The 15,948-nt window shown below is 44.6% G+C and carries 13 protein-coding genes; 5 read left to right on the top strand and 8 right to left on the bottom strand.

Features of this window, described 5'->3' with window-relative positions:
• Positions 1-197 precede the first annotated feature (197 nt).
• The 4 genes from yqiA to nudF are packed head-to-tail and all read right to left on the bottom strand — an operon-like array spanning position 198 to position 2,794.
• A complete protein-coding gene (gene yqiA, locus AB6E51_RS07530; protein WP_229647467.1) occupies positions 198-803 on the bottom strand; it encodes an esterase YqiA in 606 nt (201 codons plus the stop codon).
• A gap of 31 nt (positions 804-834) precedes the next feature.
• Positions 835-1,659: a 3',5'-cyclic-AMP phosphodiesterase gene (gene cpdA / locus AB6E51_RS07525; RefSeq protein WP_372057799.1), complete on the bottom strand. Its 825-nt coding sequence runs from the start codon at positions 1,657-1,659 to the stop codon at positions 835-837.
• A gap of 60 nt (positions 1,660-1,719) precedes the next feature.
• Positions 1,720-2,160, bottom strand: a complete 441-nt coding sequence (locus AB6E51_RS07520) for a DUF1249 family protein (protein ID WP_010434670.1) — start codon at positions 2,158-2,160, stop codon at positions 1,720-1,722.
• A 4-nt stretch (positions 2,161-2,164) separates the two neighbouring features.
• Entirely contained in the window at positions 2,165-2,794 is a 630-nt protein-coding gene (gene nudF, locus AB6E51_RS07515; protein ID WP_372057800.1) for an ADP-ribose diphosphatase, read from the bottom strand.
• A gap of 227 nt (positions 2,795-3,021) precedes the next feature.
• On the opposite strand from nudF, the gene tolC reads away from it, so the two are divergent.
• Positions 3,022-4,347, top strand: coding sequence for an outer membrane channel protein TolC (gene tolC / locus AB6E51_RS07510; protein ID WP_017062911.1), 1,326 nt, complete (start codon positions 3,022-3,024; stop codon positions 4,345-4,347).
• Between the two features lie 128 nt (positions 4,348-4,475).
• On the opposite strand, the gene hldE is transcribed toward tolC, so the two are convergent.
• The 3 genes from hldE to AB6E51_RS07495 form a co-directional block, all read right to left on the bottom strand.
• Positions 4,476-5,906 (bottom strand): bifunctional D-glycero-beta-D-manno-heptose-7-phosphate kinase/D-glycero-beta-D-manno-heptose 1-phosphate adenylyltransferase HldE, encoded by a 1,431-nt coding sequence (gene hldE, locus AB6E51_RS07505; RefSeq protein WP_017069485.1) that lies wholly within the window; start codon positions 5,904-5,906, stop codon positions 4,476-4,478.
• Between the two features lie 121 nt (positions 5,907-6,027).
• A complete protein-coding gene (gene glnE / locus AB6E51_RS07500; RefSeq protein ID WP_102393657.1) occupies positions 6,028-8,877 on the bottom strand; it encodes a bifunctional [glutamate--ammonia ligase]-adenylyl-L-tyrosine phosphorylase/[glutamate--ammonia-ligase] adenylyltransferase in 2,850 nt (949 codons plus the stop codon).
• Between the two features lie 225 nt (positions 8,878-9,102).
• Positions 9,103-10,359 (bottom strand): methyl-accepting chemotaxis protein, encoded by a 1,257-nt coding sequence (locus AB6E51_RS07495; protein WP_372057802.1) that lies wholly within the window; start codon positions 10,357-10,359, stop codon positions 9,103-9,105.
• Positions 10,360-10,456: 97 nt separating this feature from the next.
• Between AB6E51_RS07495 and AB6E51_RS07490 the strand changes: the two genes are divergently transcribed.
• Entirely contained in the window at positions 10,457-11,206 is a 750-nt protein-coding gene (locus AB6E51_RS07490; RefSeq protein ID WP_237291157.1) for a potassium channel family protein, read from the top strand.
• A 51-nt stretch (positions 11,207-11,257) separates the two neighbouring features.
• On the opposite strand, the gene AB6E51_RS07485 is transcribed toward AB6E51_RS07490, so the two are convergent.
• Positions 11,258-12,775, bottom strand: coding sequence for a CYTH domain-containing protein (locus AB6E51_RS07485; RefSeq protein WP_372057803.1), 1,518 nt, complete (start codon positions 12,773-12,775; stop codon positions 11,258-11,260).
• Positions 12,776-12,982: 207 nt separating this feature from the next.
• Between AB6E51_RS07485 and AB6E51_RS07480 the strand changes: the two genes are divergently transcribed.
• The 3 genes from AB6E51_RS07480 (at position 12,983) to AB6E51_RS07470 (ending at position 15,871) form a co-directional block, all read left to right on the top strand.
• Complete coding sequence (locus AB6E51_RS07480) at positions 12,983-13,663, top strand: TIGR00153 family protein (RefSeq protein WP_010434644.1); 681 nt, start codon at positions 12,983-12,985, stop codon at positions 13,661-13,663.
• 128 nt (positions 13,664-13,791) lie between these two features.
• A complete protein-coding gene (locus AB6E51_RS07475; protein WP_017061418.1) occupies positions 13,792-15,054 on the top strand; it encodes an inorganic phosphate transporter in 1,263 nt (420 codons plus the stop codon).
• A gap of 205 nt (positions 15,055-15,259) precedes the next feature.
• Complete coding sequence (locus AB6E51_RS07470) at positions 15,260-15,871, top strand: TIGR04211 family SH3 domain-containing protein (RefSeq protein WP_017062917.1); 612 nt, start codon at positions 15,260-15,262, stop codon at positions 15,869-15,871.
• The last annotated feature ends 77 nt before the right edge of the window (positions 15,872-15,948 follow it).

Below are 15,948 nucleotides of genomic sequence, written 5' to 3'. Positions count from 1 at the left end.
CCAGTTTCACTAAAGCAGAATCATTACTATGAACCGTCATAGTAGAGCGAACGAGCGAAGTATTGGGGAATATAGTCTGGAAGCTGAGTAATGATGTCAAGCTAGTTCAAAAACTAAGACATCAAACTATGATATTTCACCATTGATAGATGAAATAACAGGCAAACAAGAGAAAATCACTTGGTTGGTGGAACAGATTAAAGATTTAGAAAGGTGATGATTTGTTGTGGGTAGCGTTCAAAATCAACAAAGCTATGATCCCCGCCCTCTTCTACTGTCTGTGTTGCACCTTGGTACTTCTCTACCGCTTGTCGGTAATCCAGAACTTCGTCTTCCGTTTGCTGAAGTAACCAGAAGTCGCTCGGCTTAGCGATAGCCGGAACCTCTAACGCCTTCAGTTCATCAATATGCTTTGTTTCCAGTACATATCGCTCATGTGTGTATGGGTTTACTTGTTCACCCAAATAGTCGGCAAGAAGCTCATACGGCTTCACTGCTGGATTTACAACCACCGCTTTAAAACCATAATGACTATTCAGCCATGTTGAAAGATAGCCACCCAATGAGCTACCGACCAATGCAATCTGATATTGCTCTTTATATTGTTCCACCAGATGTTGCAGATGAAGTGCCGCTTGCTGAGGGAAACTCGGCAGTTGAGGAGTGACGACTTTAATATCAGCCCGATGCTCCGCACAGTAATTAGCCATCACATTCGCTTTATGAGAACGAGATGAACTGTTAAACCCATGAATATAGAGAAGCAATGATGGCTTAGCGACTTGCTGATTAGAACCGGACATTAATAGCCTCCTACAACAATAATCACTAACATCAATAACCACCCGCTTCAAAATCAGGTAAGAACTGCCCATTAGGCAAGCGGCGCACTTGAGTGCTTACTGTGCCATCTTGATGTAATTCAATCTCTCTCCAACCCGGAGACAATGTATCAACGGCAAAGTCATCTGAATTAGGTTTGAATTGCACACAAGTCGACGGGGTTGCCATGACTTGCACACCATGATGATCTCGATTCATGTCTTGATGAACGTGGCCACACAGTACCGCTTTGACATTGGTATGCTGCTGAACCACATCCCAAAATTGATCCGCATCTTTTAGGTTATGTTGATCCAGCCATGCGCTGCCCACTAATAACGGGTGGTGGTGCAGTAAAACCAAGGTATTACGCTCAGGGAATTCGATCAATTTTTGTTCTAACAGATCAAGTTGTTGATCGCTGAGGCGACCATGAGGCACACCAACCACTTGCGAGTCCAGCATCACCATCTGCCAGTTATCACCCAGTAAGACATGGTCAACGCACTTTATTTGAGGTGATGGTAAGACACTGCCCATATTAGGCTTGAAATCATGATTTCCTGGCAACCAATAACATGGCTTTTCCAGAGGTTGAATACCTGATTCAAATTTTTGATACGACTCAGCACTGTGATCTTGAGAGATATCACCCGTCGCCAAGATCGCCTCATAATCGAAGCCTTGGTTAACAATGCCATCAACTACAGCACGAAAGCTATCTTGAGTATTGATGCTTAATAAGCTGCCATTGCTCGGCGCAAACAAATGCGTGTCCGTTAGCTGTACAAGCTTAATACTGCTCTCATCAAATTTTGAAGTGTGTGATAATTCCAAAATACCAAATCCAGATACGTTACTGTTTAAACTTTAAAGTGTTTTTACAATGGGGCTCAATTAAAAAGGAATTGGCGAACGGCTGATACCCGTTTTTAAACAAAACGTTAACCATTCTCCAAGAAATTTGTTCAACTGAAATTTCTCATCCTTTTGCAGAAGCTTAGTGTTGGGATAGTCATATTTCGCTTTGACTCGTGAAAAATCCCCGCTAGCGCACACTTCTGCAACTCGAGCGTCGTGATATAGCCTGACAGACATTTTTGGCAAAGGAAACACTGGCGTCTCGTCACTCTGACATATGTCTATTAATGTGGTGTATTTTGTGACCTCATTCACTGTCAATTGATACACCATATTAACGGCTTGGTAACAGCGAACATCACCAACCTCATGCCCTACCGGCAACAGAGCGTTAAGCTTGGCATAGTTAGTCTCGTAAACTCGCATCAGTTCAGCAAGATCAACATGATACGGTTTCTTGACTGCTATATTTGGCATAACGTTAATCTATCCACTCTGACTGTAATTCTTGGTAGTTCAATTGTAGCCACTGCAGCGCAATAATTGTGGCCCCATTTTCAAACACACCCTCTTTTACTAACTGATAAGCCGCTTCGCGACTCATCACTTGTACGCGAATATCTTCACCTTCGTAATCTAAACCGTGTACCCCTTTTGCTGTGGTTGCATCAACACAGCCAACAAAGACGTCGAGCTTTTCTGAACAACCGCCAGATGAAGGGTAATACGAAGTGATAGGCAATACAGATCCGACTTCAACGCCCGCTTCTTCCATCGCTTCACGACGAGCAACATCTTGTGATGATTCGTTCGTATCAATGATCCCGGCCACAATTTCATATTGCCAAGGGTTCTCATGCTCTAGAGCGCCGACACGGATCTGTTCTACGATCACCACTTCGTCACGAATAGGATCATAAGGTAACAAAGCGGCAGCATGACCACGTTCAAACATCTCGCGTTCTATAGGTTGGCTCCAGCCGCCCTCAAACAGCTTATGTTTAAATGTGTATTTAACCATTTTGAAAAAACCACGAAACAGCGTCTCTTTTGAGACTATTTCCACATCTTGAGGAGTAAACTCGTGTCGTTGATTATCATACTGTTGCATTTGGTACCTCACTAAGTGATCTTTATAGTTTACTCATTGTCCGAGTTAACTACCAAGGATAAGGTTCAACTTTTTGTATAAATTTTATAATTAAAGTTAAGTTTTAAAAAATAAATATTGCACAAGCGGACAGTTAAATGTAAAAAAGTGCAAAGTTTCGAGTAAATTACCATCAAACTGGGTTAAACTCTTTCAGAGAAAATTCTATTAAAGGCAGGAATAGGAAAATGAAAAAACTGCTTCCACTATTTATCAGTGCAGCAATTGGCAGCCTGAGTTCGTCAGCTTTCGCTGATACGCTAGCTGAAGTTTACGACCAAGCAAAACAGAACGATCCACAACTTCTTCGTTCAGCAGCGCAGCGCGATGCCGCTTTTGAAGCAGTAACGTCAAGCCGTAGTGATTTGCTACCACAAATTAACCTAACAGCGAACTACGACATTAACCGTGGTGACAGAGATACTTCTGGTTCAGGTAGCTCAAGTATTGATAATAACACTTGGGGAGCAGCGATCGGCTTCACTCAAGAACTTTATCAACGCTCTTCATGGATCTCGTTAGATACAGCAGAGAAAACCGCTCGTCAGGCTGATTCAGCGTATGCAGCAGAGCAACAAGCTTTGATCCTGCGTGTAGCAACAGCATACTTCGAAGTACTGCGTGCTCAAGATAACCTAGAGTTCGTTCGTGCAGAAAAAGCAGCGGTTGCTCGCCAACTAGAGCAAACAAAACAGCGCTTTGAAGTAGGTCTTTCAGCAATCACCGATGTACATGATGCGCAAGCTCAATACGATGCTGTTTTAGCTGATGAAGTTTTAGCAGAGAACACTCTGATTAATAACTACGAAGGTCTACGTGAGATTACAGGTCAAGAACACTCTAACCTAAGCATCCTAGACACTGACCGTTTCTCAGCAAGCAAATCTTCTGAGTCTGCGATTGCACTGGTTGAACAAGCAGAGCAAAAGAACCTTAGTCTACTTGCTGCTCGTATCTCTCAAGACGTAGCAAAAGATAACATCTCTCTAGCAAGCTCTGGTCATCTACCTAGCCTAACTCTTGATGGTAGTTACGCTCTTACAGATCAATCAAACAGCTCAACTGATTATGATCAAGATAACCTAAACCTAGGCTTGAACTTAGTGGTACCTCTATATACGGGTGGTAGCACAACTTCTTTGACTAAACAGGCTGAATACAACTACGTTGCAGCAAGTGAAGATCTAGAAGCAACTTACCGTAGCGTTGTAAAAGACGTACGTGCCTTCAACAACAACATCACAGCTTCTATTGGTGCTCTACGCGCTTACGAACAGTCTGTTGTTTCAGCTCAGTCTGCTCTAGAAGCAACAGAAGCTGGTTTTGATGTGGGTACTCGTACTATCGTTGACGTACTAGATTCGACTCGCCGTCTATATGATGCGAACAAAAACCTTTCAGATGCTCGTTACAACTACATCCTAAGTGTTCTTCAGCTTCGTCAAGCGGTTGGTACACTAAGCGAACAAGACATCGTTGATGTAAACGCAGGTCTAAAAGTAGCAAGCAAGTAACTCTTAATTACTCAAGTTACCGTTACAAAAATGCCGCTCATTGAGCGGCATTTTTATTATCGATTAAAGCGAGATTTACTGCCTAACTAAAAGCTTAACGCCAAAAACTAAAAACTAAAAACTAAAAACTAGCCTCGACCACCTTTAATCGCTTTAATGATTTCAGTGGTAGAGCAACCATCTTCAAAGTTAAGTACTTTAACTTCACCACCAGCAGCAATCACTTCCGCACCACCAGCAATCTCTTCAGGCTTGTAATCACCACCTTTCACAAGAATGCTTGGCAGTACCTCAGAGATTAAACGTTGAGGGGTATCTTCAGAGAATGGGACAACCCAATCAACTGCACCTAAGCCAGCCAATACCGCCATACGACGATCAGTTGGGTTCACAGGGCGACCAGGGCCTTTCAAGCGTTTCACTGATTCATCGGTATTTACCGCAACGATCAAACGATCGCCCAGCTCAGCCGCGTGATTCATGTAAGAAACATGACCAGCATGTAGAATATCAAAGCAGCCATTGGTCATAACTACCTTCTCGCCTTTCGCACGAGCACGCTTCACCGCTTCAACCAGTGCCGCTTCTGAGATCACACCGTAGTCTGTGTCTTGACTGCCGTGAATCGCTTCAGCTAGCTCTATCGTGGATAACGTTGACGTACCTAGCTTACCAACAACGACACCAGCTGCAGCGTTCGCTAATGCACACGCCTCATCCAATGGCTTACCAGCTGCAACAGACGCAGCCAGTACTGAGATAACCGTATCACCAGCACCAGTTACGTCGTACACTTCTTTCGCTTGGGTTGGCAAGTGGAATGGTGCCTGACCTTTACGTAATAAAGTCATACCATTTTCACTGCGAGTCACCAATAGAGCTTCAAAGTCATACTTCTCGATCAAGGCAATACCCTTCTCGATAAGATCTTCTTCTGATTTCACTTTACCTGCAACCAGCTCAAACTCTGCCATGTTTGGTGTAAGTAATGTCGCACCACGGTAGCGCTCTAAATCCGCGCCTTTGGGATCGATGAATACAGGAACATTGGCTGCGCGTGCTTTTTGAATGAAGCTCTGTACATGCTCTAATGCACCTTTCGCGTAATCTGACAAGATAACCGAACGTACATTTGGTAGGGCTTGCTCCATGCGAGACAGAATAAGCTCTGGGTTGGTGTTTTCGAATTTGTCTTCAAAATCCAAGCGAATCAACTGCTGACCACGGCTCATCACTCGTAGTTTGGTGATGGTTGGATAGTCTTCTAACTCAACGAAATCACACTTAACCTTCAGAGCACCTAAAGTGCTTTTCAACACCTCAGCAGGCTCATCTTTACCAGTCAAACCAACAACATGAGCATGCCCACCAAGAGAGGCAATGTTCATTGCTACGTTGGCAGCACCACCAGGACGCTCTTCGTTATTTTCTACTTTCACAACGGGGACTGGTGCTTCTGGTGAAATACGGCCAGTTGGGCCATACCAGTAACGGTCAAGCATTACGTCACCGACAATAAGAACACCTGATTGGCTGTAGTCAGGTAGAATTGGTTTCATTGTTGAGCTCCAAAAATCGAATCTGGCTAGAGTCTAGCACACTGATTACAGTGGCTAAACTACAGATAAATGAGTAAAAGCCTATCAAGATAAACATAGCACTCGCTACGCTATGACTGAATTATGCTTCCATCCACTGCTTCCATGCCTGAACAACATGTTCTCTTTCCATTTCGAACTTTTCAATCGCCACATCCGCATCAAGATTAAGTAGATTACGGTGGTGGATTTCATCTCTTAATGTTGTATAAGCATGGGTTAATGCCATACCTTGCTGCTCGTCCATAATCCCTTGTGACAACAAGCTTTCGAAGATTCGTACATTGTCACACCAACGAGTAAGCTTTGGCTTCTCATTGCTGTATCTAAGCACTAAGTATTGCGCCAAGAACTCAATATCAGTAATACCGCCCGCATCTTGTTTAAGCATGAATCGATCGGCTTTTTTACCGCCTAAATGGCCACGCATTTTTTCACGCATATCCACAACTGACTTTTTGAGTGTTGCCTCATCTCGTGGCAAGCACAAAACCTCATGCCTAGTTTTGTTAAACGCAGATACCAATAAGTCATCACCGTAAATCATACGAGCACGAGTGAGGGCCTGGTGCTCCCATGTCCACGCGTCATTGTGCTGATACTCGTCAAAGGCATCGGTTGGACTCACTAACAGGCCAGATGCACCTGAGGGGCGTAGACGAGTGTCGACTTCGTACAAAATGCCAGAAGCAGTTCTGGTCGAGAAAATATGAATAATACGCTGCGCTAATCTTAAGTAGAATTGGCGTCCATCGATCTCTTTCTTTCCATCAGTATAGATGTGTACCGGGCAGTCGTGCATGAACACGATATCGAGATCGGAGTTATAACCAAGCTCCCAACCACCGACTTTGCCATAACCAACGACAGCAAAACCGCGACCTTCGCGATCTTTAACATGGGTCGGTTCACCAAACTTGGCGGATACTTGTAACCAAGCTTGATTGACCCCCGCCTCCACAATGGCTTCTGCTAAGTAGGTCAGGTGATCACTGACCTTCATGACAGGTAGAGCACCCGCAATATCCGCGGCTGCAATTCTCAATATACAGGTCTGCTTAAACTGACGCAGACCTTCCATCTGTTGCTCCATATCATCTTCAGGGATACGGGCTAGATAATCACGCAACTCGGTCTTGTAAGACTCTAAAGGCACGGGATTGTAGAGTTGCTGAGGGTCGATAAGTTCATCTAACAGAATTGGATAACGACCCAACTGCTCCGAAATCATCGGGCTTGCCGTACACAGGCGAACTAGCTGAGTCAACGCGGCAGGGTGTTCATCTAGTAGTTCAAGGTAAGTGGTACGCGTAACGATTTTATGCAGCAGATGCAGTACTCGCGACAAACCAAACTCGGCATCCTTAGCGGTGTACAGCGCTTGAAACACTTTCGGCATCAGTCGATTGAGGACTTCCCGCCCACGAGGGCCAAGAGTCTTTTTAGCCAAATCGGCTTTAAACTGAATGATCGTTTTCGCCGCATCAGGCGGGCTCGCGACCGCAATGTCGTGTTCCAACACGTGCTCAATTACATCGGGTTTATGGGCCATATCCCACAACTCGCTAAAGTGGCTCGCGATCGGATTAGCGTCATCTTCATCAACGCCAATTAGGTCTTCGAACACGGTATGTACATTCGCCATATGGGCGCGAGTTGCCACAATCAAGCTATCCCAATCGGAAAATTGCATGGCAACCGCAAGCTGCAGTTGTTCGAATTCACCGTCAGGTAAGGTTTGAGTTTGCTTATCAGCCATGGCTTGTAACAGGTTCTCAAGGCGACGCAAAAACAGATAAGCTTCACGTAGGTGCCCCACCTCTTCAGACTCTAGCAGATGAAGGGATTCAATCGCACTTAAGGTTTCGAGTAACCCTCGACCGCGTAAGCTAGGCTCGCGTCCACCACGAATCAATTGGAAGACTTGTGCGATAAACTCAACTTCACGAATACCACCAGAGCCAAGCTTGATGTTGTTCGAGAGACCACGACGACGCACTTCGCTGCTGATCATAGACTTCATTCGGCGCAGAGATTGAATCGCACTAAAATCAATATAACGGCGGAACACAAACGGGCGTAGCATTTGGCGAAGCTCTTGATACTCAGGGTACATCTCACTGCCCATCACACGCGCTTTGACCATAGCGTAGCGTTCCCAATCGCGACCTTGTTCTTGATAGTAATCTTCTAGCGCAGCGTAACTCATGACCAGTGGACCACTCTCACCGAATGGACGCAGGCGCATGTCTACTCGATAACAGAATCCATCGAAGGTTTGCTGATCAAGCGCCTTAATAATACGTTGCCCGAGACGTGTAAAGAACTGCGCATTGGCAATGCTGCGTCTTGCACCTTGGGTTTCACCATTCTCTGGGTAGGTGAAGATCAGATCGATATCGGAAGAGAAGTTAAGCTCACCGCCCCCTAGCTTGCCCATACCAATGATCAACATCGGCTGTGCTTCGCCTTGTTCATTACAAGGTGTGCCCCACTCTTTACAACAAATATCGTACTGCCATTGGTAGGTTTCGAAGATCATCGCCTCAGCCAACATCGATAGATGATTTAGGCTCTGCTCTAGCTCCCACGAACCCATAAAATCACGCCAAGCAATGTAGGTCATTTCTCGATTTCGGAATTGACGCAGCACGCGCTGACCGCTCATTTCATCGGTGCAACTAGAAAGTAATTCAGCCAAGCGTTCTCGGTATCCTTCAGCGCGTTCTTCGCATGCCAACATATTAGGTAAGTCACCACATAAAACCGTATCACGCTGCAGGCAATCACCAATAAAACAGCTTAAACCGAGTACACGTTTAAGATCTTCAGTCAGTGGCTCAGACCAAGTATTGATGGCTTCACTTTGATGCTCTAATAATTGCTCAAAAGCAGACTGGGAGTGAGTGATGAGTTGAGAAGGCAATGGCATGTTTCTTCCTTGTATAAGCTGCGCGCCGAACAATCGGTTTATCGATTCAGTTCTTCAATAACGAGTTTTCATAACTAAAGATAAGTTATACCAAAGTTACGCCAATAAAAAACGCCCACATTAGCAATGTGGGCGTTTTATCGATTAACTTATCTGGTTGAGCTTACAACCGAGAAACAGTCTCTGGGAATTAGCCTTTGACGGATGAAGATTGGGTGCTGAGGACTAAACCTTAAATTGCTTAATCTTACCGTCGAGTTCTTGCGCGTTACTTTCCATAAGCTGAGAGGTCTCGAGCAGTTCACCAACCACCACAACTGAAGCTTCAACAAGCTCGCGTACATTGGTCAGGTTGACGCTCATCTCTTCAGCAACACTGCTCTGTTGGCCTGCAGCGGTCGCGATCTGGAAGTTCATATCATTGATTTGATTGACTTGGCTTACAATGCCGTCAAGCTCACTTCCCGCGTTAGTCACCAGATCAACACCTTCAGCCGCTTCAACAACACTCTTCTCCATCAGTTCTACCGCAGAGTTAGCGCTGCTTTGTAGATGACTGATCATGTCTTGAATCTCTACCGTCGCTTGCTGAGTGCGCTGTGCAAGGTTACGAACCTCATCAGCAACAACCGCAAAACCACGACCCGCTTCACCGGCACGTGCCGCTTCAATTGCAGCGTTCAATGCTAGTAGGTTTGTCTGTTCTGAAATGCCTTGGATAGTACCAACCACACTGCCAATTGAGTCAACGCGTTCTTCTACTTGGTTTACCGCTGCTGCAGATGCTGCGATATCTGAAGATAGCTCACTCATCTTAGACACTGATCCTTGAACGAACTTCTGACCAGTAAGAGCTTGGCCTGATGCCTGTTCAGTCAATGACGAAGCGCTTTGTGCATGCTCAGCGACAGTTTGCACCGTCGACGTCATCTCACTCATTGCTGTTGCCAGTTGATCGATCTCGTTGAACTCTTCTTGAGCTGACTCTTTGGTTTCAGACATGCTGATGGTCATCACTTCCGTCAGAGCAAACAGCTCATCAGAAGAGGCCACCTGAGTTTTGATCATGTCGTTCAGTTGGACGCGAGTTTTTTCAAGTTCGCGTGCCACATCGCCGTATTCATCTTTACAGTCCATTTGAATCGGCACTGATAAGTTCTTATCTGCCATGGTTTTAATGGCGTCATTAAGGTATTGAGTCTGGCGCAGCATAACGCGCGCCGCTGCTAACAGAAGAACCACAAACACAATGATCATCAAGGCTGTTTGCCAAGCCACTTGAACTAGGTAAGTCTCGTAATGCTGTTGTGCGACTTGCGCATTGTTCGTTACAGCAAGCAATGAATCGTGAAACGTACTTGCGTCCCATAGCTGCTTCGAAATGATCAAGATAGTGCTGAATATCATCAACATGACCATTTTTGGAACGAGACGAACGTCAGAGATTACCCTTTCCCACGGCTTGAATGACAGTTTAGTCATTGTCAGTTCTCCATTAATTCTTATATATTGATGGCTTCTATATCCGCGAGGTGGCTATTTCAGTCAAAGTTCGCGATTTATTTTGAGCCTCGTATGAATGTTAAATAGTATCAAAGACACAACCAAGCCGATGAGCTTATTATCACTGATTCTCTCTTTCTTAGCGTTATTTGTGATCTCAGGCTTATTGTTTGCACCGATTGATAAAGAATCAAAACAAGTTCTTATCGGCCTCGATTTTATAATCTGTAGTGTTTTTCTTTTTCAGCTCACGATTGATCTATTGAGATCACAAAATAAGAAAGAATATCTAAAAGTACACTGGATCGATTTCTTAGCAAGTATCCCAATGATCGAACCACTTCGTTTCGCTCGCATTTTTCAGATCCTGCGTGTCATTCTTGTGCTCCGCTCGGGTAAACGTGTTTTTAGAGAGCTGTTTCGTAATCGCAAAGAAACCACACTCGCCTCAATTATTCTGCTGCTGGTTATTCTCCTAACCATAGGAGCAGGAACAATCCTGCTGTTAGAACACAAAGATCCCAATGCCAACATTACCACTGGCCAAGATGCTTTGTGGTGGGCTTTCGTTACCATCAGTACCGTAGGGTACGGCGATCATTACCCCGTGACGAACTCAGGGAAATTAGTCGCCTCTCTGGTGATCATTTGCGGTGTGGGTGTTTTTGGTATGATTTCAGGCTTGATTACTTCTCTGATCACCTCCCCAACTCACCATGAGAATCAACGAGCAGAAAACAAAGAGAAGCATCTTGAAAAGATCATAGAGCAACAACAAAAAATACTAGAGCGACTAGAAAAGCTCGAGCAACAAACAAAAAAATAGGGCCGAAGCCCTATTTTCAAATTCATACTTATACTGATATCGGTATTGAGTTTAGTCTTGCCAGTATGGCTCAACCTCAACGCTGATTTGTCGTGTCTGCTCCATCGCATGCAGAATAGACACTTCTTGGCGAGCCAACCAACGCTCTAGCTGAACTTTCTCATCGCCTTCCAACTTCTCAGTCAAAGGCTCCAATGTTTTGAGTGCCAGCAAGTCATCAATGCCTTGCACCATATCGGCCCATGGCAAGCGGAAGCTGTTTCGTTCATCGTCATTATACAAACTCGCGAAACCAACGCCAGAATACAAATTACGCATCAAACGGTATTGCTGATCAATATACGCTTGGCTGGTCATCACTCGCTCTGGCGGGAAAGCTTCCATCAAATCGGCCCATGTACGATCGAGTTGCTGCACGGAAAACCATTCGATACCACGAGCCATTTGCTCACGTGCTTTTTCATCTAAGAAAGGTTGCCAGCCACGAGACAAGATCCAACGGCTCAGATCTAATAATAAACCGGTGTATCGAGCAGAACTCAGCAAGGTCAGCAGGTCTTCACGATCTGGCAGTTGCTCTTGCATCTCTTTAAGCTCAGCGACCAAGAACTTACGTGCATCGAGCTTACGCAGCACGTGGCCTTTATCTTCGAGCAAATCTTCGAAGTGGTCATAACTTTTTAGCCAATCAAGTTCTTGCTCAAGCCACTTAAGTTCTTGGCGTAAAATAGCACTCGCGCGTCTTGGAACAATGTCACCATAAATAGTGAAGGTTTGACGAATAAAACTTAACGAATGGCTTATCTCATGTAACGCTTCAATCGATTGACGCTCAGTAAAAATCTGCTCGTGAGAGTGCCAATGAGCGAGAGCATGCTCTAAAGATTGAATGAAACATGATTCAACAGTATCACTTTTGTCAGTATCAACTAAGGTCAAAGGAGTGACTTCATCTCCTTGATAACCTTGAGCAAGACGGTAACCCTTAGCTGCTTTACTTAGGTTACCCAAACGCATGCCACCTTGTTCGCAGAATTGGCGAGACAATGTAAATAGCGCATCCGTTTGACCGGATTTAAGTTCCAATTCGACTTCGCAAATCGGTTCTTGCAGGTCGCCTGATTCAACAAAGCCTTGATCGAATGCGACCTCGACTTGGCTACCATCAGGCATACCAATCAACCACTGCTCACGCGTGAAGTTGGTAGAGAACAGAGGAGTCAGCTCAGCTTGCAACGTTTCGATGTCTTTACCTGCTGGCCAGATATCCTCTGGGTGCAGGGCTAACTTAGGTTCGTTGCTGTCGTGTTCTGCATTGTATTCAGGCCTTTGATGCAGGCCAGCAACCACACGACCAGCAGTCTTTACGGTTTGTACAAATACGTCATCAAAGCGTCGAATGCGTAAGCCTGTATCGTGCTTACGTAGCCAGTTGTCAGCGGTGTCAAAGTAGATGTTACCTAGCTCACGACAACTGTGCTGAAGTACTTTAGTTTCAGCAATTTTATTGCGTAAAGTCTCTGAAAATTCAGGAGAAACAAAAAACTTCAGTTCTATCTCGGTTTCCATAGTTATACCTTTCTGTGAAGATAGGGACAGGATATTGCCAATTTGAAAAGTCGGCAAGTCAGAAATATCGCCCTTATGATGATCTAAAACAGTTTTAATGAGAGATTGATTAGGTTAACATGCGCGACTTTGTAGCCATCGCTTAACATTTCACCATGAATATGGTGTATGTTGTTTTAAGGTTATTATTTATTAGGTTGGATGACCATGCCAGTAAATACAATTATGGGGTTATTTGCAAAGTCCCCAATTAAACCTTTGCAGCGTCACGTAGTATGCGTGAACGAATGTTGTTCTCACCTAGTTAATTTCTTTGAAGTTTCTTCAAAAGGTGACTGGGAAAAAGCATCAGAAATTCGAGCTCAAATTTCTCACCTTGAGAAAGAAGCTGACGTACTAAAACGTGAAATTCGCCTTAAACTTCCTCGTGGTTTGTTTATGCCAGTTGATCGCACCGATATGTTGGAGCTATTAACTCAACAAGACAAACTCGCAAACCTAGCGAAAGACATTGCTGGCCGTGTATATGGTCGTCAACTTGTCATTCCTGCTCCTATGCAAGAAAACTTCATCGCTTACGTTAAACGTTGTCTAGATGCAGCGAACCAAGCACAAAACGTAATCAATGAATTAGACGAATTACTTGAGACTGGCTTTAAAGGCCGTGAAGTAACACTCGTTGCCGAAATGATTCATCAATTAGATGTAATTGAAGATGACACGGATGCGATGCAGATCGAACTACGCCAACAACTAATGGCAATTGAAGGCGATCTGAATCCAGTTGATATCATGTTCTTATACAAAATTCTTGAATGGGTTGGTGGTATTGCAGATCAAGCACAGCGTGTAGGCGCTCGTCTTGAAGTAATGCTTTCTCGATCTTAAATCATACGTTAACCATATAACGAAGAGCATTTTTTGAACAAACCACTTATGCGCTGAGTATTCCTCTCGCTGAGCGGTTTTTTGCGTCTAAATTTGTTCCGCTTGTTATCAAACAACTAGGTATTACGATGGATATCCTTGCTAACTACGGCACTGTCCTGATTATTGTTGCAGCAGCTTTCGGTTTCTTGATGGCTATTGGTATTGGTGCAAATGACGTTGCGAACGCAATGGGCACCTCAGTAGGCTCTAAAGCTTTAACCGTTAAACAAGCGATCATTATCGCAATGATCTTTGAATTCGCAGGTGCTTACCTTGCGGGCGGCGAAGTAACAGACACGATCCGTAAAGGTGTTATCGAAACGTCTCTATTCGCTCATCAACCAGATGTACTTGTGTACGGCATGATGTCAGCACTTCTTGCTGCTGGTACATGGCTACTTCTCGCTTCTTACATGGGCTGGCCGGTTTCTACGACTCACTCAATCATCGGTGCAATCATCGGTTTTGCGTGTATTTCTGTAGGTACTGAAGCTGTAGACTGGAACAGTGTTCAAGGTATTGTGGGTAGTTGGATTATCACACCCGTTATTTCCGGCTTCTTCGCTTACGTCATATTTGTAAGTGCTCAACGACTGATTTTTGATACAGAGAACCCGCTATTTAACGCGAAACGCTTTGTACCGGTATACATGTTCATTACAACAATGGTAATTGCACTTGTAACCATCAAGAAAGGCCTTAAGCACGTTGGTCTTCACCTAAGCAACACTGAAGCATGGGTTTGGGCTGCTGGCGTTTCTGCGCTTGTAATGATCGGCGGTTACCTATACATCCAGAAGAAATTCGCTAACCGCGAAGAAGACCACGGCTTTGCAGGTGTTGAAGGCATCTTCTCTGTACTCATGGTTATCACAGCTTGTGCGATGGCATTTGCACACGGTTCAAACGACGTTGCGAACGCGATTGGTCCACTGTCTGCTGTTGTATCAACCGTTGAGCACATGGGTGAAATCACAGGTAAGAGTACTATCGCATGGTGGATTCTTCCTCTAGGTGGATTCGGTATCGTTGTTGGTCTTGCAACAATGGGTCATAAAGTAATGGCAACCGTTGGTACTGGTATTACAGAACTAACACCAAGCCGTGGCTTTGCTGCACAACTTGCAACTGCATGTACGGTTGTACTAGCTTCAGGTACTGGCCTTCCAATCTCTACTACACAAACACTCGTTGGTGCTGTTTTAGGTGTTGGTTTTGCTCGTGGTATCGCAGCACTAAACTTAGGCGTTGTACGTAATATCGTGGCTTCTTGGATTGTGACACTACCTGCAGGTGCTCTACTTGCTGTTGTGTTCTTCTACGGAATTCAAGCTGCGTTTACTATGTAATCGCGACTGCGTTAGTGAATACTAGCGTCAGAACAGTGTGAGCTTCAGTAACGATATGTAAATGCCATGTCATTATTGACTCAAACGCACAGAAAGGGAGGCTTTGCCTCCCTTCTTTGTTGCACCGCATAAAGAAACTAAATATTATTTGCTGATTGAGGCTGACTCATACGCCTACCCAATTTGAATCGTTAAGGGATTTACTGTGAAAAAACTGATTAGCTTAGTTTTGTTCGCAATGCTTGCGGCTCCAGCTGCCTTTGCACAAGACCGTTATATTGCTGACAAACTATTTACTTATATGCATTCTGGCCCAAACAACACATTCCGTATCATCGGTAGTGTTGATGCTGGTGAAAAGATTACATTCCTACAAACTAACAAGAGTACGGGTTACACCCAAATTCAAGACAACCGTGGCCGTAAAGGTTGGGTTGAAAGCAAGTTTGTAAGCACTCAAGAAAGCATGGCACTGCGTATGCCTAAGCTAGAGAAAGAGCTGACGGAAGTTAAAGGCAAGCTAGCGAATGCTCGTCAGAGTGCTGACAGCGAAAAAGCTGGCCTAGCAAGCTCTCTAGATTCTCGTAACAAGCAGATTGCTGAACTAGAACAGAACTACAGTGAAATTAGCCAACAGCTAACGAGTTCTCAAACAGAGAACCGTGAACTGCGCGCTAAGCTAGACACTCAAAAAGACGACCTACTATTGAAGTACTTCATGTACGGTGGTGGTGTTGCGGGTATTGGTCTACTTCTAGGCCTTGTTCTGCCACACATCATGCCTCGTCGCAGAAAATCACCAAACGGTTGGGCGTAGACGTAACGCTTGTATTAGGTACAGTAAATTCAGTATCGAAGATCAAAAAGGAGCACCGAGGTGCTCCTTTTTATTTG

The organism is Vibrio sp. 10N.247.311.47 (genome assembly GCF_041467535.1).
GTDB classification, from domain to species: Bacteria; Pseudomonadota; Gammaproteobacteria; order Enterobacterales; family Vibrionaceae; genus Vibrio; species Vibrio crassostreae_C.
This window is presented reverse-complemented; position numbering and strand designations above follow the sequence as displayed.